Annotated in this window: 23 protein-coding genes; 2 read left to right on the top strand and 21 right to left on the bottom strand. The window is 26.3% G+C overall.

Annotated elements, in window-relative coordinates; translation table 11 throughout:
- Positions 1–61: 61 nt before the first annotated feature.
- Together IC758_RS11575 and IC758_RS11580 are read right to left on the bottom strand one after the other, a co-directional pair.
- A complete protein-coding gene (locus IC758_RS11575) occupies positions 62–622 on the bottom strand; it encodes a chromate transporter (protein WP_227434832.1) in 561 nt (186 codons plus the stop codon).
- Entirely contained in the window at positions 619–1,191 is a 573-nt protein-coding gene (locus tag IC758_RS11580; protein WP_227860435.1) for a chromate transporter, read from the bottom strand. The genes IC758_RS11575 and IC758_RS11580 overlap by 4 nt, the downstream gene beginning before the upstream one ends.
- A gap of 113 nt (positions 1,192–1,304) precedes the next feature.
- Here IC758_RS11580 and IC758_RS11585 point away from each other — a divergent pair, with 113 nt between their 5' ends.
- On the top strand, positions 1,305–2,162 hold the full coding sequence (locus IC758_RS11585; protein ID WP_227845935.1) for a LysR family transcriptional regulator: 858 nt from the start codon (positions 1,305–1,307) through the stop codon (positions 2,160–2,162).
- Between the two features lie 312 nt (positions 2,163–2,474).
- Here the strand turns inward: IC758_RS11585 and IC758_RS11590 are convergent, their stop codons facing one another.
- The 8 genes from IC758_RS11590 to IC758_RS11625 form a co-directional block, all read right to left on the bottom strand.
- A complete protein-coding gene (locus tag IC758_RS11590) occupies positions 2,475–2,918 on the bottom strand; it encodes a VOC family protein (RefSeq protein ID WP_227824032.1) in 444 nt (147 codons plus the stop codon).
- 82 nt (positions 2,919–3,000) lie between these two features.
- Positions 3,001–3,765 (bottom strand): alpha/beta fold hydrolase, encoded by a 765-nt coding sequence (locus IC758_RS11595; protein ID WP_227860436.1) that lies wholly within the window; start codon positions 3,763–3,765, stop codon positions 3,001–3,003.
- A gap of 145 nt (positions 3,766–3,910) precedes the next feature.
- Positions 3,911–4,075 (bottom strand): hypothetical protein, encoded by a 165-nt coding sequence (locus IC758_RS11600; protein ID WP_227860437.1) that lies wholly within the window; start codon positions 4,073–4,075, stop codon positions 3,911–3,913.
- A gap of 84 nt (positions 4,076–4,159) precedes the next feature.
- Entirely contained in the window at positions 4,160–4,399 is a 240-nt protein-coding gene (locus tag IC758_RS11605) for a hypothetical protein (RefSeq protein ID WP_227482516.1), read from the bottom strand.
- A gap of 129 nt (positions 4,400–4,528) precedes the next feature.
- Positions 4,529–6,022, bottom strand: a complete 1,494-nt coding sequence (locus IC758_RS11610; protein WP_227860438.1) for a DEAD/DEAH box helicase — start codon at positions 6,020–6,022, stop codon at positions 4,529–4,531.
- Positions 6,023–6,365: 343 nt separating this feature from the next.
- A complete protein-coding gene (locus IC758_RS11615) occupies positions 6,366–6,908 on the bottom strand; it encodes an N-acetylmuramoyl-L-alanine amidase (RefSeq protein ID WP_227434839.1) in 543 nt (180 codons plus the stop codon).
- 632 nt (positions 6,909–7,540) lie between these two features.
- The gene (locus tag IC758_RS11620) at positions 7,541–8,554 is read right to left on the bottom strand and encodes a DUF11 domain-containing protein (RefSeq protein ID WP_227482514.1); all 1,014 of its coding nucleotides are present in this window, start codon (positions 8,552–8,554) and stop codon (positions 7,541–7,543) included.
- A 27-nt stretch (positions 8,555–8,581) separates the two neighbouring features.
- Positions 8,582–9,091, bottom strand: coding sequence for an SPOCS domain-containing protein (locus IC758_RS11625; RefSeq protein ID WP_227860439.1), 510 nt, complete (start codon positions 9,089–9,091; stop codon positions 8,582–8,584).
- A 258-nt stretch (positions 9,092–9,349) separates the two neighbouring features.
- Between IC758_RS11625 and IC758_RS11630 the strand changes: the two genes are divergently transcribed.
- On the top strand, positions 9,350–10,606 hold the full coding sequence (locus IC758_RS11630; RefSeq protein ID WP_227860440.1) for an MFS transporter: 1,257 nt from the start codon (positions 9,350–9,352) through the stop codon (positions 10,604–10,606).
- 156 nt (positions 10,607–10,762) lie between these two features.
- Here the strand turns inward: IC758_RS11630 and IC758_RS11635 are convergent, their stop codons facing one another.
- The 11 genes from IC758_RS11635 to IC758_RS11685 all read right to left on the bottom strand — a co-directional run bounded on the left by IC758_RS11635 (position 10,763) and on the right by IC758_RS11685 (position 25,278).
- Positions 10,763–11,467, bottom strand: coding sequence for an ABC transporter permease (locus tag IC758_RS11635; protein WP_227482511.1), 705 nt, complete (start codon positions 11,465–11,467; stop codon positions 10,763–10,765).
- The gene (locus IC758_RS11640) at positions 11,460–12,188 is read right to left on the bottom strand and encodes an ABC transporter ATP-binding protein (protein ID WP_227860441.1); all 729 of its coding nucleotides are present in this window, start codon (positions 12,186–12,188) and stop codon (positions 11,460–11,462) included. The genes IC758_RS11635 and IC758_RS11640 overlap by 8 nt, the downstream gene beginning before the upstream one ends.
- Positions 12,189–12,581: 393 nt before the next feature.
- Positions 12,582–14,882 (bottom strand): glycoside hydrolase, encoded by a 2,301-nt coding sequence (locus IC758_RS11645; RefSeq protein ID WP_227860442.1) that lies wholly within the window; start codon positions 14,880–14,882, stop codon positions 12,582–12,584.
- Between the two features lie 47 nt (positions 14,883–14,929).
- Positions 14,930–15,823: a glycoside hydrolase family 73 protein gene (locus tag IC758_RS11650; RefSeq protein WP_227434846.1), complete on the bottom strand. Its 894-nt coding sequence runs from the start codon at positions 15,821–15,823 to the stop codon at positions 14,930–14,932.
- 217 nt (positions 15,824–16,040) lie between these two features.
- Positions 16,041–18,338, bottom strand: coding sequence for a glycoside hydrolase family 65 protein (locus IC758_RS11655; protein ID WP_227860443.1), 2,298 nt, complete (start codon positions 18,336–18,338; stop codon positions 16,041–16,043).
- On the bottom strand, positions 18,335–19,015 hold the full coding sequence (pgmB, locus tag IC758_RS11660) for a beta-phosphoglucomutase (RefSeq protein WP_227860444.1): 681 nt from the start codon (positions 19,013–19,015) through the stop codon (positions 18,335–18,337). The genes IC758_RS11655 and pgmB overlap by 4 nt, the downstream gene beginning before the upstream one ends.
- A 94-nt stretch (positions 19,016–19,109) precedes the next feature.
- Positions 19,110–19,994, bottom strand: a complete 885-nt coding sequence (locus IC758_RS11665) for a hypothetical protein (RefSeq protein WP_227860445.1) — start codon at positions 19,992–19,994, stop codon at positions 19,110–19,112.
- A gap of 225 nt (positions 19,995–20,219) precedes the next feature.
- Positions 20,220–22,103, bottom strand: a complete 1,884-nt coding sequence (locus IC758_RS11670) for a glycoside hydrolase family 13 protein (RefSeq protein WP_227434850.1) — start codon at positions 22,101–22,103, stop codon at positions 20,220–20,222.
- Between the two features lie 273 nt (positions 22,104–22,376).
- Positions 22,377–23,198 (bottom strand): histidinol-phosphatase HisJ family protein, encoded by an 822-nt coding sequence (locus IC758_RS11675; RefSeq protein WP_227434851.1) that lies wholly within the window; start codon positions 23,196–23,198, stop codon positions 22,377–22,379.
- Between the two features lie 203 nt (positions 23,199–23,401).
- The gene (locus tag IC758_RS11680) at positions 23,402–23,755 is read right to left on the bottom strand and encodes a hypothetical protein (RefSeq protein ID WP_227434853.1); all 354 of its coding nucleotides are present in this window, start codon (positions 23,753–23,755) and stop codon (positions 23,402–23,404) included.
- Between the two features lie 80 nt (positions 23,756–23,835).
- A complete protein-coding gene (locus IC758_RS11685; RefSeq protein ID WP_227434856.1) occupies positions 23,836–25,278 on the bottom strand; it encodes a cell wall-binding repeat-containing protein in 1,443 nt (480 codons plus the stop codon).
- Positions 25,279–26,238: the final 960 nt, after the last annotated feature.

Below are 26,238 nucleotides of genomic sequence, written 5' to 3' on the forward strand. Positions count from 1 at the left end.
ATAATATCTTAAGCTTTGCAAATTATATGTAAATCTTTCTTTGCTTATATATTAACCTTCTTTATAAATATACAATTAATCCAAACAATCCAGATAACACCATCATAAGTATAGGTCCAATCTTATATTTTCGTAAACAGTACAATGAACAACAAAATAAAATAACAGCTATAATATCTATATTTTTGAAAATATTGGTAGTATAATAATTTGAAGAACCAAAAAATGTCAACAATATAATTGTAAATCCTGCTGAGATGATTAATCCTAAAGAGGATGCTTTCAGTCCATTTAAAATTTCAAAAACAAATTTCGAACTCTTATATTTTTTAAAAAATCCATATAAAAACATAGAAATAATTATTCCTGATATTATACAACCAACTGTTGCTGATATAGCACCCTCAATTCCTGCCACTTGCATACCAACAAAAGTAGAAGTATTAACAGCTAATGGACCTGGAGTCATTTGAGAAATTGTAATAATATCAGTAAAAACCTTTTGTGTTATCCATCCTTGCTTAAAAACTACCTGTTCCTGTATAATTGGAATAATAGCATAACCACCACCTATACTAAACATTCCTATTTTCAAAAACGTAAAGAATAAATTTATAATCATATACTCTCCCCCTTTTTTCGAAGTTGAATATATATAGCAAATAAACAAATCAAACAACTTAAAAGTAATACGAGTATTACATTAATTTTAAGGAAAGTACAAGCAATAAATGAAAATGCTACTAATAGATTTAATAACATTGATTTTTCATTAAGAATCATTTTATACATATCTATAGTCAAATCTACAATCAATGCAGCAACGCATGCCTGCATACCTTTTAAGATTGCAATTATATAAATATTTGAAGAAAACGCAACATACCACCTTGAAACAAGTCCTAAAATTACTATAGGAGGTATAATTGAACAAATACAACTGATAATTACTCCTATAAATCCAGCTGTTCTTTTACTTGCTAAAATGCTTAAGTTGATTGCAATTGCTCCAGGTGAAGATTGAGCAATTGTAGCCATTTCTACAAGCTCTGATTCACTAAATATTTTTTTATCCATAATATAGTACTTTTTTATCATAGGAACAACAACGTATCCACCACCAAAAGTAAAGGCACTTATAAATAAATTTATATAGCAAAGCCATAAATACAATTTAATATTTTTTCTCATAATATTCCTTTCTATGTGCACATGGACATATTATAAATGTTGTACTGCTATTTGTAAAATGATAAAATATTGTTGCAGACATGAATTTAATTCATGAGTAAAGGAGTCTAATTATGAATTTTAAACATTGCATTATTTTTAGAGAAGTTGCAAGAGTAGAAAATTTCACTAAAGCTGCAAATAATCTATTTATTACACAATCAGCAGTTTCCCATGCAATAAGAGAGCTTGAGAATGAGGCTGAAACCAAATTATTTGAGCGATTACATAAAAGTGTCAAATTAACAAAAACAGGAGAACTTCTTTTACAAGAAATTTTGCCAATACTTGAAAATTTAGAAAATGTTGAATCAAGGATTAAAAACTTAGAGTGTGAAACGCCCATACATATTGCGTCTTGTATTACGTTTGCTCAAATATGGCTGCCTCAATTAATAAGGAGATTTCAAGAAATATCTCCAAATACTAAGATTAACGTTGAAGTTCATAGTGCATTAAAAGCATTAAAATTATTGAAACAAGGAAAGGTTGATATAGCTTTTATTGAAGGGAAAATCATACAAGGCGCATTAGAAATCAGAAAATTTTCTTCTTATGAATTATGCATTGTATCTTCACCAAGCTATTGCAATACTGCCGAGTTAAGTTTATCTCAACTATTGGGTATGGATTTACTATTACGAGAAAGAGGAAGTGCTGTACGTGAAACTTTTGAATCAGCTGTAACCTTGCAAGGTTACAAAGTACATGCAAGCTGGGAAAGTGTAGATTCACAATCCCTAATAGAAGCTACTAAAAATAGTTTAGGTGTTTCAATTCTTCCTAAAATTCTAGTTGAGCAAGAAATAGAAAAAGGAAACCTTATACAGATATTTATTCCTGATTTTAAACTTTTTAATGATATTACTGTAGTAATAAATAAAAATAAGTATAAATCTGCCTCATTAGAAAAACTATGTCAATTAATTTAGCATTTAAAAGGATACCTGATAAATTCTCTATGAAATAATCAAGTATCCTTTTTATAAGCAATATCTATTACTTTTTATAAGTCTCTCTTCCATTGTTTGTTATTCATTATTATATACAAAAACTTTTTAAATTACTTCTTAAGAAAACCTTTAGCTATTTTTAAGAAAGCAAGACCATTTGATAAAATTGCAGGATGACCAATTTATTAAAAAAGTGTTATCAATACATAATAGATATGTCTAATTACATATTTTAATAACACCCTTTTTAAATTTTTTGTAATATAAATAAAAATTTGTTTGTGTTATTATTTAATCCCAGCTCTGTAATTCAATAATATTTCCTTCTATATCTGTTGCATATACAAATGTAGCAACTTGTCCATTAGGATATTTTGTTTTAACAATTTCTCCAACTTGACCTCCACCTGCACTTTTTATTTTATTTAGGGTTTCTTCAACATTTTCAATTTCAAATGCGATGTGTGAAAAACCATAATTATTTATATTTTTTTGAAGCACTTCACCATATAAATTATATGAAAATATTTCTAATGTTGGTAAACAATCATCATATCCAGGTAAAGCTAAGTGCACACCTTCAATATGAGCATCTTTTATCCCTGTCAATCTATCCAACCATTCACCTTTTAGGTTTCTTTGTGGTGGTACTTTTCTGCATTCAAATACATCTTTATAAAATTCAGACAGCTTTTCCCAGTCTCTTGCTATTATATTTGTATGTACGTATCTCATATATTCCAACGCCTTTATAAAATATAAAGTATTCTTTATTTCCATAACACACTCTATTCCATGCTCAAATTATATCATTAAATTATTCTTTTAAAAATTTCTTTGCTACATTTGAGAAAATTAATCCATTTGATAAAATAGCTGGATGCCCACCTTTATTAAACAGATGCATTTTTCCATTTTTAATTTTTTCAAGAAGTGATGAAAAAGTATTTTCAAAGAAATCATGAGCTACTAAAGATACAAATTCATCTTCTTTACTTCCTGTTAAAAGTACATCTGGTTGCATAGTTTCTAGAGGCTTATGAAAAAATTTACCTATAGTTTTATAATGTTCAAAAATAGCTTCTGTATCATTATCTACTACTTGCTCCCAATTTTCGCCTTGATTGTAAATATAAAAAGCTTTTGTATCATCATCTTGCTTTGATGCTTCACGCTCTAATTTCACATTTTGCACAAAGGACTCTAGAGGAGCTTCTCCTTCAAAACTGTCTGCAATTACCTTATTCACTAAATCGGGTCTTTCAAGTGCAACATTTAATGCAACAAGAGCTCCTCCACTACTGCCAATTATATTTACTTTTTTATAGTTCATCTTTTCTAAAAAACATATAACTTGCATAGCCTCATCAAACCATAAATCGACAGAAAACTTATCAACCATTTGAGATTTGCCATGACCAACAAAATCAATTAATATTATTTTATATTCATCTTTATAAAAATCGATTATATCATCAAACATCTTAGATGAGGCTGTATTTCCATGTAAAAAAAGTAATGGTGTACCATCTCCAATTTCATTATAGTAGCACTGTTTGTTATTATATTTAAAGTATGCCATATGTTTCCCCCTTTAATATTTCTATAAATATATGTTTATGATTTACATTTAAAATGACTATTGTCATAAACACTTAAAAATAGTATAACTTAGAGTATAACCAAAATCAATAATACCTTAGTTGATTTGTTGTTTACTTAAGTTATTATAATCTAACTTCTGTAAAGTTTCTTTTTTGTACGAAAATGTTCTTTCCATTTGCAACTTCATCTCGATAGCAAAGCAATTCATTAGTATTGATACTTTTATTTAAATTCATAATTTCATAATCAGAGAGAGCATTTCCTGTATCTGTAATAAAAATATTCAATCTCTCTTTCCATTGTTCATTAAAAATTTGCTCTTTTTGGGCAACTAGTACATTTACTGTTAAATCTTCAATCCTTGAGATATGTCACAAAACCCATGCAATAGTTTCGTCTTTACTTGTTGGCACAATAGCATATTCATTTCTGTTTAAGTCATTAATAAGTTTGTCCACTTCATTTTTTTCTGTATTTGATATTTCTGAGAGATGTAATTTTGAATGAATTTCTAAAAATAGTGTTTTTACCTGTTCTATTTTTTCTTCTTTACGTATGATTTTATTTAATTCTTTGTGTACTTCACTTAACCCATTTCCAAAATATTTCATATAGTACCTCTTAATCAAATTCTTTTTTCTTCTAATTTTATTTTATCTAGCCTTTATAATCTCATTATACTTAGAAAATACAAAACCAATGCAATTTATTATAATAATTAACTAATAATGATAATTGAATTATTGTATATCTCTTTTTACCTTAACCATTTTTTTCTTTATAGGAATCTCTTTATATCTTTTCAATATCAAGTCTCCCTTGTAATTTAATATATCTATATATGAACATAAATCTTGAACTTCGATTACACCTATATCATCATTAGTAATACCTTTTATATTACTAAATGCTCCAACTATATCTAAGACCCTTATCTTCTTCTTTTTGCCAGCATTTAAATACAATTTAACTACTTCATTTTCTAGATTTGATTTTATATCTTTACTTTTGTTTGAATTTTTAGCAATTTTTTTTCTTTTCGATACTTCTTTCAAAATTTCTTTTGAATATTCTTCAAACAAAACTTTACCCTTAATAATACTACTTTGTTCTATATTAGTTAACTCATTTATTTTATATCCTACATATGTTTCTATATTATCTATATATTTCTCATCTTTTTCATCTACTATAGTGATAGCTTTTCCACTATTTCCTTTTCTACCAGTCCTACCTATTCTATGTATATAGTTTTCCTTATCTTGTGGCACATCATAGTTTATGACTAAAGAAATATCATCAATATGTATTCCTCTAGATGCTACATCACTACTAACCAATACATTAAACTTTATATTTTTAAAATCCTTAATCACAAATATTCTTTTTTCTTGTGATAAATCTGCATGTAACTCTCTTACCAAAAAACCTTCCTTACTCATTTTATTATATAGTTTAGATACTTTTTCTTTAGTATTACAAAATATTATTACACTCCTTGGATTTTCGCTGTATATTAATTCTTTTAAAACTACATACTTATTTCTTTCCTTTGACTTGATTATTTTATCATCTATTTGTCTTAATCCTTCATTAGTGTTACTTTCATTTCCTTCTACATTTATAATGCTGTAATCTGGCATATATTTTTCACATATATATTTTATCTCTTCACCTATTGTAGCTGAAAAAAGACCTAATGTTCTCTCTTTAGGTATATTTGTTAATATTGTTTCCATTTGTTCAAGAAAACCTTTATTAAACATTTTATCAGCTTCATCTATTATTAAATACTTTATTTTTTCTAAATTAATAGTGCCTCTATTTATATGGTCAATTATTCTACCCGGAGTAGCTACAACGACATGAACCCTTTGCTTTAACTCAGCTACTTGTTCTTTTATAGATTGTCTACCAAATATAGCACTACATCTTACCTTCTTTAACCTTCCTATACTTGATATCTCATCTTTTACCTGTAGCGCTAATTCTCTCGTTGGTACTACTATAAGTGCTTGAATATTATTGTATTCTATATCAATATTTTCACATATAGGTATTGCAAAACTTGCTGTTTTCCCACTTCCTGTTTTTGATTTTACTGCTATATTTTTACTATTTAACAATTCTGGAATAACTTCTATTTGTACCTTAGAAGGTACATTATATTCTAAATTTTTTAATGACTTAAGTATCTTTTTATCCAATTTAAAACTTTCGAATGTATATTTCATATATTACCACCTTATTATGTTTATTTTTATCTTATCAATTATATTTTTCTCCATTATATTATTATAATGTAAGACACCGATATTTTTATACTTTTTATCATTATATATAGATTTTAGCAGAAAAAATTATGAACTAGTCCTTAAATCAAAATAAAATCTAAAAAAATACCCCTTATTAACATTGATAAGTCAATATTTTCAAGGGGTATTTTTTTTAGATAATTAAATTGATTTAAATAAACTGAATTAGTATACTTCTTAGGTTTAATTTATATTCCTAGACAATTTTTCAATTTATATCTAAGATTAAAAGGTATTAATCAATACCTAAATTACCATAATCTCACATACCTATATCTTTATTCAAAATACCTTCTGTAATTAATCGTGCTATATAGTCATAACCTGCTTCATTGGCTTTATTGCAATCATCCACATTATCACAGAAAAAACTTTCAATTTGTATTGCAACTGGATTCGTGTTTCTCAAGATATATAAATTTTCTCTTTTTTTAGCTCCTCTATTTTCAAATAATTCTCCAAGTTTATTAGATACTCTTTTAGCATATTCTAATCCTTCATTACCATAATAAAGTACTTCTGCACCAAAGCTTTTTCCATCACTTTTATTTAAATGTAGCTCTACTAGTAAATCATATTTGCCACTATTTACTTTTGGAACTCTATAAAAAAACTCTTCTTTTTCTGCTACAAAATGTCTTTCTGGACAAATTATTACATCTACTGTATTACCTTGACTTATGAGCATCTCTGCTAACATAGGAGCTAATTTTTTATTATAACTATACTCATCAACTATTGCATTTACACCTGTACTTTTTCCACCTTTTAGTATACTATGACCTACTGTTATGCATATTTTCATTTACTTTTTGTCACCTTCTTTTAAAGCTAAAATTTGTATAATAGTAATATGATTTTAAAGCTATTACTAGTAATAATATATTAATTGAAGATGGCAAAAGTTCTCATAACTTATCATTTTTTTAACATATTTGTCTTATTTTAGCATAAATCTAGATGCTTAATTTTATTTATTACAATTATTATTTAACTCTATTTCATAATAACTACTGTAAATCCAGTATAAGTATTATAGTTCAACACATTATCTAACAGTATATGTTACAAACATTGAATTATTTGGTGTATTCCTAAGAATACTGTGGTTATTAAATTTATATTTCTATATTTATTACAGATATATTGCAAGCTAAAATTTCCTCAAGAATCATAAATTTCTTATCTCTAACTTTGCTAACACTTTTATTCTTAAACTATATACTTGTAATTATAATATTAGAATAGATTATTTGATAATAGCTTATTGTTAAGGCTTTATAATCAATTTATAAGTCATAAATACTTGATTAACTGATTTTTTATAATTGATGCTATTTTAACAATAATTATCACCTTATATCTAATCTATAATAATATTTGTATACATTAAACCATATAATTGTTTTAGTAATTTTAAATTTTATGTACAACCAATTAATAGTATAATAAAAGCGATGTATTTATGAATAATTCACCATTATTCAGTTCATTTATTGATATATGTTCAGTTTTTATATTTATACTTTTTACATCTTCATAAACTATTCCAACAGGTGAACAAATAAAGCAAGAGAAACCAAAGGTTTTAGTAACTTTTTTAACTTTGCTAGGAGTAATATTAATTTGATTTTTGTAATTTTCTATATTTTCATTAGCCATTTTTATATTACTTCTATAGTCCTTATCTTCTTGAATGTTATAACTATTATCTAATTTATTTACTGATTTAAATCTACTATAATTTCTACAACTATAGTTAATTTCAAACTCTATACTTCCAACAATTATTAAATTGCATAGTTTTAGATTTTTGTCTTTATTTATAGGATTTTTTATAAGTTTTATACTAAGTATTTTGCTATTTGTATTCACTTTTAATATATCTTTTAGATTTTTAGGTGCTTTTAAAGTATTGCTTATATTTAATTGTTTAAATACAGCTTTTTTAATACTTGTATAAACACGATTACTTTCTATTGATATTTTCATTGGAAATTTTTCCATATCATACTTATAATAATAATATATATTAGCGTGGTTTTCTATAACCCTACATGCTGAATTTGCTAATACTATACTTTTAAAAGATATTATTTTTTTACAATTTCCATTTATTTTACCTATGTAAAAACCTTGTTGTGGATTTAATCCACCCTTTCTGATACCATTAACTTCTACAGTATTATTTATAAATTTTATGTACTTAGAAATATAATCTTTAAAAAATATATTCCCAGTTTTGCGATTACTCATATTTGTAACAACAATAGTATATGTTAAAATATCAAATACAGATGCACATTCTTTATCAACATATTTTTCTACCTCTAAAATATTTCCACTCATATCATTTGAAACAATATTACTAAAAGTAGTTTTTGTTATTATAGGGCTTCTAGATAATAACTTATAACTAAAATCTCCCCCATATTCATTGATACCTCTCATTGCACCCACCTTTCTATAATTTAAATATTATCTTATTTTAAAATTATTGTCATAACTTATAATTGTAGTTACACTTATAAATAAATTATTGTCATCTAAAATGGATGATGTTATATCTTGTATAATATACTTTAAATTAATTTTATCGTTATTTTTTATTCCTCTAGGCATTCGTATAAATGTACTAAAAGGTATTTTTAATTCAAGTATATTTTTCTTTGTAAAATTCCTATTTCTTTTAGCATTATTTATATTTTCTAACCTTATGTTAGTATTTATATCGCCAACTAAAATTAACTTTTTACCAGTCATCTGCTCATCCTCTAACGACATACATTCTATTGTATCAATCAATTTTATATCGTGGATATTCATGCCACAAACAGATGTATCTAATAAATTTACTCCTAAATTTACTCCAGATTTTTTAGAAACTAGCTTAAAATTTTTATATGTATTAAATTGAGAAAAGTAAAGTGTATTTTCTAGACTCTCACATTCTTCCAGATTATATATAACCTTATCTTTTTCATGCATGATTTCATCAATCTCCCTATATCTATATATTAATACTATTCATTATAACTATTTCAAATTACCATTTTTAATTTTGTATGAAAGAAATATCGCTATTTATAAGATATGATATATTTTTGATAGATATCATACCTTTTATTTAAAATAAAAATATAATTTTAAAATTATAAATTAAATATTTCTATTGACTTTTTATTTGTGATTGATTATAATTTTTATAGACCGACGGTCAGTCTTAAAAAGTGAGGTGTTCTAGAAATGCAAGATTTAAATAAAATGAATAGTTGTTTTAATAAGAATTTTAATTTAATAGTACTTGGTCAAATTGTCTCTATACTTGGTTCATCGTTGTTAAGATTTGGACTTTCCACTTATATTTTAGACACGACAGGACGTGCAGACATATTTGCAGCTTTATACGCAATATCAAGCATACCTCTTTTATTTTCTCCAATTGGTGGTGCAATAGCTGATAGATTTAATCGTAAAAATTTAATGGTTATATTTGATTTTATTAGTTCAGTTATTATTTTTACTTTTATTTGTCTTCTTTCTACTTTAAATAATTCTATTATATTAATTGGGGTTATTATGGTACTATTATCAATTATTAGTTCTATGTATCAACCTACTGTGCAAGCAAGCATACCTTTAATAGCAAATGAAAAAGATTTAGAACAAGCAAATGGAATTGTAAACGGAATAAGCTCTCTTTCAAGTATGTTTGCTCCTGTACTTGGAGGTTTGTTATATGGCCTTATTGGAATTAAGATGCTTCTTATTGTAAGTTGTATTGCATTTTTTCTATCCGCAGTAATGGAAATGTTTATTCATATACCTTTTAATAAAAGAAAAGTTAATGGAAGCATAGTATCAACAATAGTCAGTGATATGAAAGAAGGATTTTCTTATGTTATAAAACAATCTTATATTAGTAAAGCCATGATTCTAGCTGCTTCTTTAAATTTATTTTTGACTCCATTCTTACTTGTAGGAATACAATATATTTTACGTATAACAATGCATAGTAGTAATAATATGTATGGCATAGGGATAGGAATTATTGAATTTAGTAGTGTTTTAGGTGCACTTTCAATAGGTCTGTTTGCTAAAAAAATGAAAATGAATACACTGTATCGCTGGTTAATGTTAATTAGTATTCTGATGATACCAATGGCTATTTCTATTTCACCTTTAATGCTTAGACTAGGATATTATCCATCTTTTATATTGTTATTTATTTGTGTTATACCTATAGCCATGTCTATGACAATTATTACTATATTCGTTTTAACTATTATTCAAAAACAAACTCCTAATGAATTATTGGGTAAAGTAATGGCTACTATTACCGCTGTATCACAGTGTGTTGCTCCAGTTGGTCAAATTATGCATGGAAAATTATTTGAAATTTTCAGTTCCACAGTCTATATACCTATAGTATGTATGTTCATAATTATGCTATTAATTTCAATTCTTGCTAAGTATCTATATAAGAATGAATCAAAAGCATAAAGTATAAAATAATTAAAAATTATTTTTAAATGTACAAACCGATTGGAAAACAGACTTTAATCATCCACAAAATGTTAAAAAGCAACAGATAAATAAAGTATGACGCATTATTATCTGTTGCTTTATTCATTAGAACTACCTTTATTAAGTATACAATTATACTTCTATGTCTTCAACTTTTGAGATAAGCCATAAATACGAAAGTCCAGCTAATACTGCTGCTACTATCCAGACAATAATAAAAGGAATATATGTGTGAATCATAGTTGTTATAATGTTAGCAGTGCAGGAAGCAAGAATAACAGAGACTATAATCGTTGTTTGAATGGAATATTTTCGAAATCCAATGCTAGCAGAAATTACACCTATAAATAAAGAGAATACAGCACACAAAATTGTTTCAATAATAATCTTAAAAAACAATCCAAGAGTAAAATTATCAGAAATCATAGGAAAAAAAGCTTCTGTAACCATAAATATAAGGAGGGAAATAATCGTCCCAAGCAACATAAAACTCAAACATAATGTAGCTATCAATACAATCTTTGAGTTCAATAAAGTCTTTCTATTTATTGGATAAGTAAAAATCAAAATTGCATTTTTTCCAGAATATTCTTTTATAACAAATGTGGAAAACAATACAGCTGATAAAATGGCATAAGCTGACATTTGTAGAACGTTAGTGATTACCCAAATATTATGGTAATTAGAAAACTCAGCAGAATCTGTATCCCCCCCTGTATAAGCAATCATAGCAAATGTATACAAAAATCCTAATACACATAAGGTAATGATACCCATGGCATGAAGATAAGGGCGAATATTATTTTTTTTAAGTTCTAATTTTATAAGTTTATACACAGTTGTTTCCTCCATTCATTATTTCAAAAAAATACTCTTCCAAGCCATTAGGAAATTCTTGTTTTACTGTAGACATAGGAATTTCTTTTAAAATACTTCCATTCGAAATAATGCCTATTGTCTCAGCTATATACTCTATTTCACTTAATATATGACTTGAAATAATAAGTGTCATATCATATTCTTTTGCAAGTGTTCTGAATAAATCACGCATTTGTTTTATTCCCATAGGGTCAAGACCATTGATAGGTTCATCAAGTAAAAGAATATCTGGATTATGTATCATTGCACGAGCAATCCCCAACCTTTGCTTCATACCCAAAGAAAACTTACATACCTGTATCTTTCCAGTATTTTCGAGTCCTACTTTTTGCAAAACAGCATTTATATCTGCATCATAAAAATTCATGTAAGCATTATGTATCTTTAAATTTTCCTCAGCTGATAAATGTTCATAAAAAATTGGTGTTTCTATAATACATCCAATTTTTCTTAAAATATTATTACGATTTTCTGATATATTCATATCAGAAATCATTATATTCCCAGTGGTTGGTTTTAATAAACCTGCTATCAATTTTAGTACTGTAGTTTTTCCAGCTCCATTTGCACCTAAAAATCCATAAATACTTCCTTTCTCTACATTTATATTGCAATGTTTTATGACCTCTTGATTATCAAATACTTTTACCAAATCTTGAACTTTAATGATTGTATTCATTTTCTTTAATATTTTCCTTTCTCTATGAACCAGTATTTATTTTTAGTGTTTATTAAATCTTTCAAATTTGATTCATTCATAATTCATAAAATAATATTACTTCAATTAGACAATATAGTGTCTTATCTAAGAATACTATTTCAAATACAAAAAGTCAATATATTGTCTAAAATAAAAATAAAACTTATATTTATTAAGAGGCACAATGAGTATGACATATATTAGAATAATTAGGATATTTAATATTACTGAAGTAAAGCTTTCAATATTAAAAATGATATAAAAATAGTGACTATCTTAATTATTAAAATTAATTATAGTCACCATTTTGTATAGTTTAATTAAATATTATTTTATATGTGAGTTTGATAGAATTTATTTTCATTAAATCTATTATTCTGGTTTATACATAATTTTCTTATTATTATCATATATTACCAAAGAATTTGATTTTACAATTTCATTTTCATATTTAACATCTTTTTCAGAGAAATTAGCTACTACTTTTAAATCATCTCCATATTTAGTCATTTGAACTAATCTATCATCAGAAATAAACTTAAAGTCTGTCATTTCTCTTTTAATAGCCTTTTTATTGAACTCTGACCATACTTTATCATGAGAAATTATTTCACCTTTATGTTTTTCCCATTCAGTTCTATCTATATAATACATAGGTGGTGTATTATATAATACTTCTTTCATCATTCTACTTCCAACTTCATCCTTAATTTTGAAAGTTCCCCATAGCCATTGATGAGAAGATACAACAGAATCATTATAAACTAATCTAAATAAAGGTAAAGAATAAGTTGGGTCTATAAATATTTTTTTATATTTTTCTTTTACAGGTATCTGCTTTGAAAAGACTTCTGGCACTCCTCCTGTTGGAGAATAGTATCTACCAACATAATATTCACTTTCTTTGTTCTTACTCATATCTTTATCTACCCAAGCAAACGCTGGTGTTTCAAGCCCATGTGCAAATGCTATAGTGCTACTTGCAAAGTCATTTCCTCCTTCTGAACCTATAACCATATTTGCATTATCTCTTATATATGACATTCTTTCAAGTCTAGCTTTTAAATCTTGTGACTGTGTTGTTATATGATTTGGAGAATAATCATCAAAAATTTCTCCTGTAGCATCACAGTCTATAAACCAAGAATTAAATTCATACCCCTCATTCAATATACTTTTTACTCTCTCTTTTACACTTGGTAAAGATAATGTAGGATTTAGTTGTCTTCCTTCTCCTTGAAATCCAGATTCTTTTTCACCTTTTTTATTTTCTATAGTAGCATTTTCATATAGTGACTTATCTTTAAATGATGCTGTACTCCATTTTTCTTCCCCTGGCTTGTGTATAGAATGATATGAATCATATGGTCCTACAAGATAACCTAAATCATTAGCTCTTTTGACTATTTCTGGTGATACATAACCTTCTTCCATATCATCAAACCCTATCCAAGCATTATCAATACCAGATTTATTCATATCATTAATTACATCAATTGTATTATATCTTGCCCATGTATCAATTTTATTCACACTATTCCCCAATTTTAACTTTAATAACTTTTTGTTAAACTCTATAAGTTCTACTCTATTTAATTTAGATATTCCTTTATCTAGTACTTTTTTTATTTCTTTATCATTACTATCAAAAACCTTACTATTATAAAAAGTATTTAGTTGCATAACTTGATTAAAGGCTTGAACTATTTGATTTTTTTGATATTTATCTATATAATCTTGGGTTTTTATTTGATTAAGTACAGTTATAAATTCACTATTATCAGGTTTTTTACTTAGGAGTTCTTTCATCCAATTAATTAAATCATCTGATAAATTTTCCTTTAATTTGTCCCATTTAATATCACCTACTGTTATTATAGATTTGTCTGCAAAATAAATCTGAAGAGCTCCATAAAGCTTTTCAATGTTTTTATTATCCTTAGATTTTTCTTCTAATGTTTTAAACTCACCTTTATCAACTATATAATTTTTATAGGTTTTTGCCACATCTGTAATATTTTTATCAGTCAAATATATTTTAAATCCATACTCTTTATTTTTATTTATACTTGGATATTCATGTGTAAATGTAAAATTAATTTTATCTTTAGAATTAAATTTAATCTCATTATTAAATTCATTTTCAATAATATAAAGCACAGAATACTTTGTCTTATTTACTGCAAAAAACTGCATCGAAAAGGATTCTATGACATTGTAAGCTGATTCATTTAAATGCTCTTTCCAGTATTTATCATCACTTGGTATAAATTTACCTTCATAAAGTGGTAACACATAACTTTCGCCTTCAATTCTTGGCCAATTAAAACTAGCTTCTTTTTCTGAATTAGATTTAATATCTACATCTAAATAGCTTTCCTCTTTTTTTATATTTATGTCTATGTTTTCATCAGGATATGTCCATGATGTCTCTGTTTTTGTCTGTTTAAAATTTGATACTTTCCTTTCTTTTAATGGTTCAGATATCTTTTCCTTTAAACCATTAGATTCTACTGATACCTCAAAAGTTTCTGGTTTTACTTCAAAATTAAAGTCCAGATTTTTGACATTATACATAGATGATGTGTCATTAATAACCTCACTACTACTACATCCAGTGATAGTAGTTGCAATAATCATACAACTTGTAAATACCGAGAATATTTTTTTCATAAAATCCACCTCCTCGATAAATATATCACCCTCATGTTACACCAAAGTTACAATTTACTTTGAATTTCACTATCTATTAATTGAAGATTATATTGTTGAATTAATTCTATTAGACGTTCTGCATATATGTTACTTCCACTTTCATCTTTTGCAGTGCTATAACCTGCTTTTTCTAATGCTTTAGCTTGATAGATATATGTTTTTGCATCAAATACACCATTGGCTTTATATCTTTTATTTGTAGCTAAAAATTCTGCATGGTCTTTTATAGATTCACTTTTATCATCATATATTCTAAATTTATCATCTATAATTGTATCTAAATGTTCTTTTGTTTCTAAAGTAACTGATTTTCCTTTCCAATAGGCATCAGCCTTTATACCAAATAAGTTATTATACTCTTTTGCTAAACTTGATTTACCCCAACTAGACTCAATTATTGCTTGTGCAATGGTTATAGATGGCAATATTTTATAATTTTTATAGTTTTGTATAGCAGATGTTTCAATCTCATTAATAAATTTCATATATTGTGTATCAGATTTTAATCTTTCTGGCTTTATTCCATAATCTTTAAGGTCCTCTATATAATCATTAACCAATCTTTTTTGTTTATTATTAAATTTCAACTCATCTAAAACACTACTTAAATTTTCTACTTTATTATTTTTAGAAAAATCTTTAACAAATAAATCTGATACTTCTTTTATTTGTGAATCATTAACTTTTTCTAACTTATTTTTATTTAATACAGCAATGATAGAAGCCACATACTTCCAATTAACTTGTGCATTATTTTCACTTGCTAAATCAGCATATTCTATATACTTACTAACATCTATATCAGCCTTATTTATCTCTTTAATTGAATATTCTTTTACTAACACACCTATTCCAACTATTATTATCAGTATTGCTATAATGAACTTCTTATTCTTCATAAATTATTTCCTCCCTTATATTCTCTACAGAATACAATATACCCTACTTTTGTTACATATTCTTTACGAAATTATGAAGATTTTATGAAGATTTATGTAATATATTTAATTTAAAGCACGATTATTGTTATAATATATAGGTTTGCATTAAATAAAAAATAGTTAAAATAAATTTAAAATTAGATAAATTTATTTTAACTATTTACACACTAAGACATTATTTCAATTTACTTCTATTAATTTCTATAGATTTTTCTAATACATACTCTTCTCCATATACAATAATTTTTATTGGTTTTCCCTTTAAATTTTCTATCTTAATTAAATTACTATATACATCAACATGGATATTATTATCTCTATAATTTATATTGAAAGAATAATTATTCCATTCTTGAGGTAACTTAGGCTCAAAAGATAGTGTTTCATTCCATGTTCTCATCCCTGCAAATCCATGTATAATAGAAAGCCATGAGCCAGACATTGAAGTTATATGAAGACCATCATTAGTATCATTATTATAATTATCTAAATCAAGCCTAGCTGTTCTTGAGTATAATTCATAAGCTTTTTTTAAGTCATCTACTTCAGAAGCAATAATAGAATAAACACTAGAAGATAAAGAAGACTCATGTACAGTATATTTTTCATAAAAATCAAAGTTTCTCTTTTTCTCTTCTTTAGTAAACCTGTTTCCAAAATAATAAATTCCTTGCAACACATCTGCTTGTTTTATAAAACATGACCTAAGAATCTTATCCCAAGACCATTTTTGATTAAGAGGAAGATTCTCTTTTGGCAAATCCTTTACCTCTATAAATTCCTTATCTAAAAAATTATCATTTTGAACTATTATTTGTAAGTCTTCATCATATGGCAAATACATTTTATTTGATATTATTCTCCAAATTTCAATTTCCTCTAAACTTACATTATTTCTTTCAACACATTCGCTGTACTCTTTTTTTAACTTTAAGACATTTTCTACAGCATATTCTAAGCACCACTTAGCTATATAATTAGTATACCAATTATTATTGATATTGTTCTCATATTCATTTGGACCTGTAACTCCATGTATCATATATAAATCTTTTCTTGTAGATAAATGTACTCTACTAGCCCAAAATCTAGCTACTTCTACTATTACATCTATGCCCTTTTCTTTTATATATCCAAAATCACCTGTATAATTTGTATAATTATATATTGCATATACTATACTTCCATTGCGATGAATCTCTTCAAATGTTATCTCCCATTCATTATGACATTCCACTCCATCGAAAGTAACCATTGGATATAGTGCTCCCTTAAGTCCAAGTTTTTTGGCATTATCTTTTGCTTGCTTTAGCTGATTGTATCTATATACTAAAAGATTTCTTGCTACACTCTTATCTGCTACACCTAAATAGACTGGAAGACAATATGCTTCTGTATCCCAATAAGTAGCACCTCCATATTTTTCACCAGTAAAACCTTTTGGCCCTATATTTAATCTTGAATCTTCTCCATAATAAGTCGAGAATAATTGAAATAGATTATATCTTATACCTTGTTGACTACTCTTATCTCCTTCTATCTTTATATCTGCACTTTCCCATCTTTTATTCCACAATTTTGTATGCTCATTTAAAATTTCTTCATACTCTTTAGATATTTCTATATTTAAGATATCATCACATTTCTTTAATAACTCATTTTCACTATAATCTCTAGTGGAAGTTATTGTTACATATTTTTCTATTCCAATAGTTTCGTTTTCTAAAACATCCATTGTTATTGAATTTTCACAGTAATTATCAGTACTTAAATAAGATATATCATCTACTTTACCTCTTGTTTTAATATGCATCGTTGCACCTACTGTAAATATGGGTGTCTTAAATGTATTTTCTTTTGTACGTGAAAGTATATTTCCTCTATATTCTGAGGAACTTGAAGAAACTGCATTCCAAAATTCTTCTTCGTAATTTGAATCTTCGTTTTTTATATCTGAATCTAAGTATGGAATAAATTTTATTTTAGCACTAGAATTCAAAGCTTTTATATCATACTTTATTACAGCTAATTCCTTAACTGATACGCTTAAAAATCTTGTTATATTAGCTTCAAATTTTTTACCATTAATATTCACAGTAAATTTACGCTTTAAAATACCATTTTTCATATCTAATTCTCTATAAAAATTTTCAACATTACATTTTTCAAGGTCTAACTCTACCCCATCTATGAAAATTCTTATCCCTATATAGTTAACTGAGTTAGGAATTTTACCAAAGTATTCTGGGTATCCATTTTTCCACCATCCAACACGAGTTTTATCAGGAAACCATACTCCAGCTATATAAGAACCTCTATGGCTATCTCCACTATATCTTTCCTCATAGTTTCCTCTCATACCCATATAACCATTGCCTATACTCATTATAGACTCTGCTAATCTATTTTCTTTAATTTCAATCTTGTCTTGTATAACTTTCCACTCATTTATATTATCAAACAAACATTTCATATAATGCTCCTAACTATATACTTATTATACTCACTTAATATATACTTAAAATTTAACTGACTTGTTGAATTTACAAGTAAATTTGCTTTTTTTAGATTTTTATAATCTCCAACTCCAACAGAAAACATATTGGCTGAGTTTATAGCATCAATACCTGCACTTGCATCTTCTATTCCTATACAATTTTTAGGATTTACACCAAGTCCCTTTGCTGACATAAGAAATATATCTGGATATGGTTTGGTGTTCCTACATTTTGACGCATCTGCTATAAAATCAAACTTATCACTTATGCCTAGATGTTTTAATACATTTGTAGCATTCTTGCTTGCAGAAGACAACCCTATCTTTACATCATTAGATTTTATATCATCAAGTAAATTTTTTATACCTGGCAAAATATCATTTGAAGTTATTTTGTTTATTAAAGATACATAATAGTTATTTTTGTCTTCTGCCATTTTCATTTTTTCTTCTTCTGAAAATAAATCTTTTTTATATCCATATTCTAATATTTTATTTAATGACTCCATTCTACTTATACCCTTTAAAGACTCATTAAATTCTATATCTATATCTATGCCAATGTCATCAGCTAGTTTTTTCCAAGCTAAATAATGATAATATGCTGTGTCTGTAATCACTCCATCTAAATCAAATATAAGTGCTTCTAGCATTCTTGTACCCCTTTCTCTATAAGGATTTTTTAGACTAATAATTAATTTATTTTGTGTCTATACCTTATATTTAAGATATTCTCTATAGAACTATTTAATCCAATTCACTCTTTAATTCAAAATCAACTTCTATTTCACTCTCTTGCACACCATATTTTTTTATCATTTTAGAAAAATTTGACCACATTTTTCCAGAAAAAGCATTTAAATAATTTATATTACAAATAAATTTGTCATCTTCAATCTCTTTCTTATATAGTTGTGGACCCACTATATATACAGGAAACATAGCCCATGCTTTTTTTCCTCTGTATTTTTTTATAACTTTTGTATAGTTGCCATTTTTCATAATACATACTAAAAATACACATACAAATATTTTTTCTTCAACATCTATACCAAAAGAAAAGGATATATCTTTTCCAAACTCCTTTTCTATTTTACACAAATCCTCTTTAACCTGTTTTTCAAGTTTTCTTGAAGCTTCATTGCAAAATTTTTTAATCTCACTAGATGGAATTGGAATCCAAAGTGGCATATCTGATATATAGTCTATACTTTTATCATCAAATGGCAACTCTCTTCGCTTCATTTCTGCTATAGCAGACATATAACTTTTATCCGATACAAAAAAAGTTGCAATTTTATTATTATCCACATATATATTAACTGGACATTCCTGTTTCTTATTATTTATTGAAATTCTAGTAATATCATTATATGAATACTCTTTTTCACTCCCTATACATTTACGAACTTTAATATTATATAAATCAAAAATAATATACTTTCTTGTATATTTGAGAATTGAAATTAATCCATACATTGTAAGTACAAGAGTAATTAATAATATATAATACTGTTTAATATATACACAAAATACAATTAATACAATCCCAATTGATAAAAATATTAAACCTAAAATTAGATTCACGATACTAGATTTTACTGTAACTATATATTCTTCATAGTCATTCATGTTTTCTCTTCCCTCTACTTATTCAGTAATTATACATCTTTACTTAACTACAAAATAATTAAAAATTTCAATATTAATTTTTATTCAAATAAAAACTTTACTTAACAAGTTTTACTGCAAATAATTTGTATATAAAATTATACTGAATTCACTTATTATAATTAATGATACTTTGTTTAAATAATATAAAAAGTTATAGTATAATCTAACAAACACATGGTTATATTATTTTAAAATAATAAACTTGTATTTTTTTAATGTTATTTCTTCCTTTAAATCAACTATTTTTTCTTCATATAAATCTTTTACTTTTCTATTTACCAAATAATCTGGTAATCTTAAGGTTAAATCTTTGGATGAATTATTTATTATTATTGTAATAGATTCTTTCCTTAATATAATTGTTCCATTTTCTTTATCTGCTAGTATCCATTCATTTGATACAGTTCTAAGTTCTCTATTTGATTTACGAAGTCTAATAATCTTCTTCATAAAATCAAGTATATCTTTATTCCACTTTCCTTCATTCCATTCCATACATTTTCTTTGTCCTTCAGATACTGGACTTAGTTCTCCTTGCATTCCTATTTCATCACCATAGTATATACACGGACCTCCTGATTGTATAAACATAAACAAATATGCAAGTTTAAATTTATCCACATTTCCATCAGCATAGCTCAATATTCTAGTAGTATCATGACTTCCAAGTAAATTAAAAATAACTTCATTAACTTGCATTGGATAGCTTACTATTACATCATTTATCATGTATTTAAATTCTTCAGCATTTATCTCATTTGTACAAAAAAATTGTTTCATAGCTTCTGACATTAAATAATTCATAACTGAGTCAAATTGGTCTCCCATCAACCATGGTAAACTTCCATGCCAAATTTCTCCTAATATATATATCTCAGGTTTTATTCTTTTAATCTCTTGTCTGAATTTTCGCCAGAAAACATGATCTACTTCATTTGATACATCCAATCTCCATGCATCTATATCAAATTCTTGTATCCAATACCTCCCTACACGCAATAAATATTCTATTACTTCTGAATTTTCTGTGTTAAGTTTTGGCATATATTTTTCACACCCAAAAGTTTCATAAGGTATGTTTTTTTCATCTATTTCTTCTATTGGAGTATCAACTTTACTCATATCTTTTATATAAAACCAATCTTTATATCTCGAATTATTCTTATTTTTAACTACATCTTGCCACTGCTTAGAATAATATCCTATATGATTAAATACAGCATCCAACATTATTTTTATATTTCTTTTATGGGCTTCTTCTATTAGTTTTTTCAAAGTAGATTTATCACCTAAGGTAGGGTCTATTTCCATGTAGTCCATCGTATCATATCTATGATTAGTTTTTCCAACTGTAATAGGACAAAAATAAATTCCATTTATCCCTAAATCGCTCAAATAATCTAGGTGGTCTATTACACCTTGTAAATCTCCACCTGTAAAATTATCTCTTGTTGGAATAGCGCCCCATATATCTACTCCTTCTGGATTTATAGATGGATTTCCATTTGCAAATCTATCAGGAAATATCTGATACCAAATAGTTTCCTTTACCCAATCTGGAACTTTAGGTATATCTATATAATTCAAATATGGATATCCAAAAAAATTACTTATTTCGCATAACTCTTTTTCATCATTTTCGTTTCCTAATTTTATTATCTTTTTCTCTGTAAATAAAATTTTTTCTTCTTGACCTTCTATTATAAATCCATATCTCGAACGTTTATTTAAAGGCTTACACTCAGCTATCCAATAATCAAATAATTCTGTTTCTACTTCTTTGTTCATTGTTATATTTGTTCCACCAGACCAACCAAGTCCAGATGCATTTAGATTCCCTCCTCCTGCACCTCCTTTGTCCCATACATATTGGTCTCCTATCCTTAAGGTCACTTTTTTTGCCTCATTTTTTTTGGTTCTAATTCTTATATGTAATGTTTCTCTATCATAGCCATAAGCATAGTTGCTCATTGGTATATGTAGTATAGCCTCTTTTGTTAAAGTTTGTTGAGTTGATTCTGTGATTTGATTACTTAAGGTTATATTTTCTTTATTTTTATTAGACAACTTTATCCCTTCTTTCTAATAATTTGCATGATTTAAAGATAGGTTAATGTATTTAACTATTATATCATAATAAAAAGATATAATAGTTAAATATAATAGTAATAGTTTTCTAATTTGAGACAATCATTTTTCTTAAACTTAAACTCTTCTCTATTATCATTTTTTACAAAATAAAAACCTCTAGTATTTTCCTAGAGGATACAATATTCTGCTATTAATTTTTATACTAACTTTCAAATTATTTAAAAAGACTCTATATGCCATATTAGTTCTTTATGCTATATTATTAGATTTAACTTTTTCTATGTTTAAAAAATAAGTTTCTCTTTCTTTAAATAATGATACATATTTAAAATCAAGATATTTAAGCATATCGTAAGCCACATCAAAATCTTTGCAGATATCTTCTACTCTATGAGAGTCAGAACCTACAGTAACTATAAAACCACCAAGTTCTCTATATCTTTTTAAGATATCTTCATTTGGATGTATGGCATTTAATCCATATCTATAACCAGATGTATTTAACTCTATTCCACTTCCATTATTAATTATTGACTTTAAAACTTCATCAATAATATCTTTAAAATCATTATATATTACTCTGTTATCTGAATATATCCCATATCTAGATATATAATCTAAATGTCCATATATATTATAATCTTTAAACTCATGATTAGTTTCAAGTATGCTATTAAAATATTTATAGTACGCATCTTCTTTGCTAAGTCCTTCAAAGTATTTTTTTGATGGAACAGGTACGTTATCAATTGTATGAGTTGAACACAATATAAAATCAAAAGGATGTGAACTTATTACATCTTTTATTTCATTTTTTAAATGTTTTCTATATCCTACTTCAACACCTAACAATAATTCTATATCCTTTTTATACTTTTCTTTTAGTGTATTAAACACTGGGACATAGTTGTTATAATCTATACAAAATCCCTTCCCTTCATCATGTTCTAAATGGTCTGTAAAAGTTAAATATCTAACACCTATACTTATAGCTTTTTTTATTGTATCTTCCATTGAATCCTTTCCATCACTTGAAAAATTAGTATGAATATGATTATCAATTAAATTCATATTATCCCTCCCTTTATTTTATCTATCTTAATTATACTACAGGTTTATTGTATACAATTGTTAAAAGAAAATGATAATAGTTAAATTTTATTTACAATACTTCCTCTTAAATAAATATTTTATTTTTACAATAAAAGAAGTGTCTATCTTTTGATTTAAAAAAATCAATGCAGACACTTCCTTAGTAATATATTTTGGTTAATTTATCTTTTAAAAATTTGCATTTTTTGACAAATTTTAGTGGTTATATATCCAATCATATAAAAAGCGGCATAAAGTAAAATATAGATATATGCTGAATCATTTAAAAACATATACATTAATATTATATAAGTTATTAAAGATACTACAAGTGATAAAATCCAGTTGGTTTTACTCAATACACAAACTATCCCTTGAATTAAAAAGGCAATTGGAAAAATTAAAATCATCCCTATTACAAAAATCCCTTTAGAATGAATATCTGGTATATTGAATATATCTGTAGCAAAAGTCAAAAACACCAATAACATTATGATTGTAGGAAATATAATACTAAAAACATTACTCTTTTTCATAATAAATTTTCCTTATTTGTAATTTTGAATTGGTTATTTAATGAAACTCATTAAATATAACCATTAAATTAATAATTTAATTACTTTATCGCCTCAATTTCTCCCATCATTCTAACTAAGTCTTGTCCATATTGACCACCAGCCCAATTATTAGAAAGACTTTCAACTGTTTTAGCTTTCCCAAACAAAGATTTTTCATGTCTAGGGTCTACTGGATTTGAAAGTGGATAACCCTGTTGTCCTGCATATAGACATAAATGTTGAATTTGAGCTAGTATTCCCTCTTCCCAAGTATCAAATTTTGAGTGTGCATTTTTGTCAGTATCAGAACCACCAACAGAAGTCTTAAGTCCACAAGGATTCTTAAAAGATGCATCTAATACTCCACCAAAATTACAGAAACCAGTTTCTTTTGCTGATTGAGCTACAGCTAAAACAGGATTTACACCTTCTTGAACAGCTGTATCATACAGTATTGGTATTAATTCTATAAATAAATCATTGGCTTTTTTAGATTTTGCCCATTTTAAACAAGCTTCTAAGCTAGCTGTTGGTTCACCTAATATACTTGTTTCATCTTTCATAGGTGAATCCCCTTTTGTAGACGAATCACCATTATTCTGTGCAGCAGAAACACACTTATTATATACACTATCGCTTATTGAGCCTAATCTAGTAATCTTATCTGCTCCTGCTAGTATGGATTTATCACTATCTTCTGATACTAATACAATTGGATTATCTTTAGCAATTGTAGAACCTGTAAGAGCATTTACTAAATCATATCCATCACTTAAATAAAATTCTGATGAATCTGGATAAAATTCTTTTATAACTTTTTTATTTGTATCATATCTATCTGAACCACCAAGTCTCTTAGAGTTAGTCTTGTTAACTAAACTCGTACTCATAGAAATACTTCCACCTACAGCATATGATTTTACATTACTTGTTGAAAAAGGAACACTTTTTCCATCTGTAAGTACTATAGGAGCTACATCTCTTACTGAGACAGGTGCAGCACTTATAGTATCAGCCTCTCCTTTATATGCATTAGTTAATATAACTTCATCAACTTTTTTAATGCTACTTACTTCTTTGGCAACACTATAACTAGTCTTTATTCTATCATCTCCACCTAATCTAGTTACTTGTGCTCCTGTATTTTTCAGTTCAGTTTCTACTGACTTACTTATTGATAACTCTTTACCTATTATGTATATCTTTTTTACATTTTTTAATCTTTGTTTTGTCTCATTTGGTATGTTACTTTTTTGAGCAAGTAAAATCGGAGCATCTACAGCACCAGCAAGACCACTTGCTGAAAGACCATCTGCTATAGAACTATCCATATTTACCACAATTGCTGTATCATAACTCGTTTTATCTGCTATTAATCCAGCCGTCTCGTATATGTTCTTACCTTTAATGGTATCTGATGTTAATGCACTTACATTAGGTGCGTTCATTAGAAATATAGCTAATGTTAAACCTAATGCTAAAACTCTTTTAATTGTTCTCATATTCTTCCCCCTTGATATATCAAGTTTAATCCAAAAATGACTATAACATAGTAATACATCTACGCTATAGTCATTTATTATAATTTAATAATTATATGTTTCTTATTATATCATAAATTACAAAAAGTTTCCATAATATTAGATAGATTAGAGAAAAAATTTACATTTTAGTTACAATTTTCCATTTTTTAATTCTAATGTATACATATTTGGTAACAATTTGTAATAAAAGATAGTAAATACACTTTGTATTCATTTTAATATTATACAATAATGAAATTTATTGCATATAAAAATTTAATAAAAATTATATAAGACTTTCACTATTGAATAAACATATTATAAAAAGCAATAAAAGATATCTTTTATTGCTTTATTTGAATAAACGAAATATAATGTATTGCGTAGGAGATAAGAACCAAGGAGTCAAAAAAATGATTTCTCTTCTGCTCCTATCTTTAATACCTGTACTGACTAGTGGTACTGTAGCTCTTTTCAATAACAGCACAAAGACAATTTAGGATTTGTTTTTTTCAAAAATCATATTATCATTTATCATTTGCATGTTATTTGCTATTACACTGTTCTTTCTATTTATTGTACTAATTGTTATTTTAAAGTTAATGAGAAAAATAACAATCAATATTTCACTGCTTCTTTCTTTAATGTTCGGTTTTGCTCTTGAAACCCTTATTATTGTATTTGTAACTACATGTGCAGGAACAATTGTAATAAATTTAAGCAGAAATATTATAGTAACAAGTGTAGCAGGTATGACTAATCCTTCATCATGATATTAAAATAGAAAATTTTAGATATGAAAAAGTTAAGAAAGGGCACAAAAATATAGCATTTAAGTGGATGACTATTATTCTAATTGATTATATAAAATGACTTTCCCATTTTAGAAATAGGAATAATTATTTTTTCAAAATAACCTAAAAAATAAGCTTCTAATAA

This window comes from Clostridioides sp. ES-W-0016-02 (assembly GCF_020641035.1).
Lineage (GTDB): Bacteria > Bacillota > Clostridia > Peptostreptococcales > Peptostreptococcaceae > Clostridioides.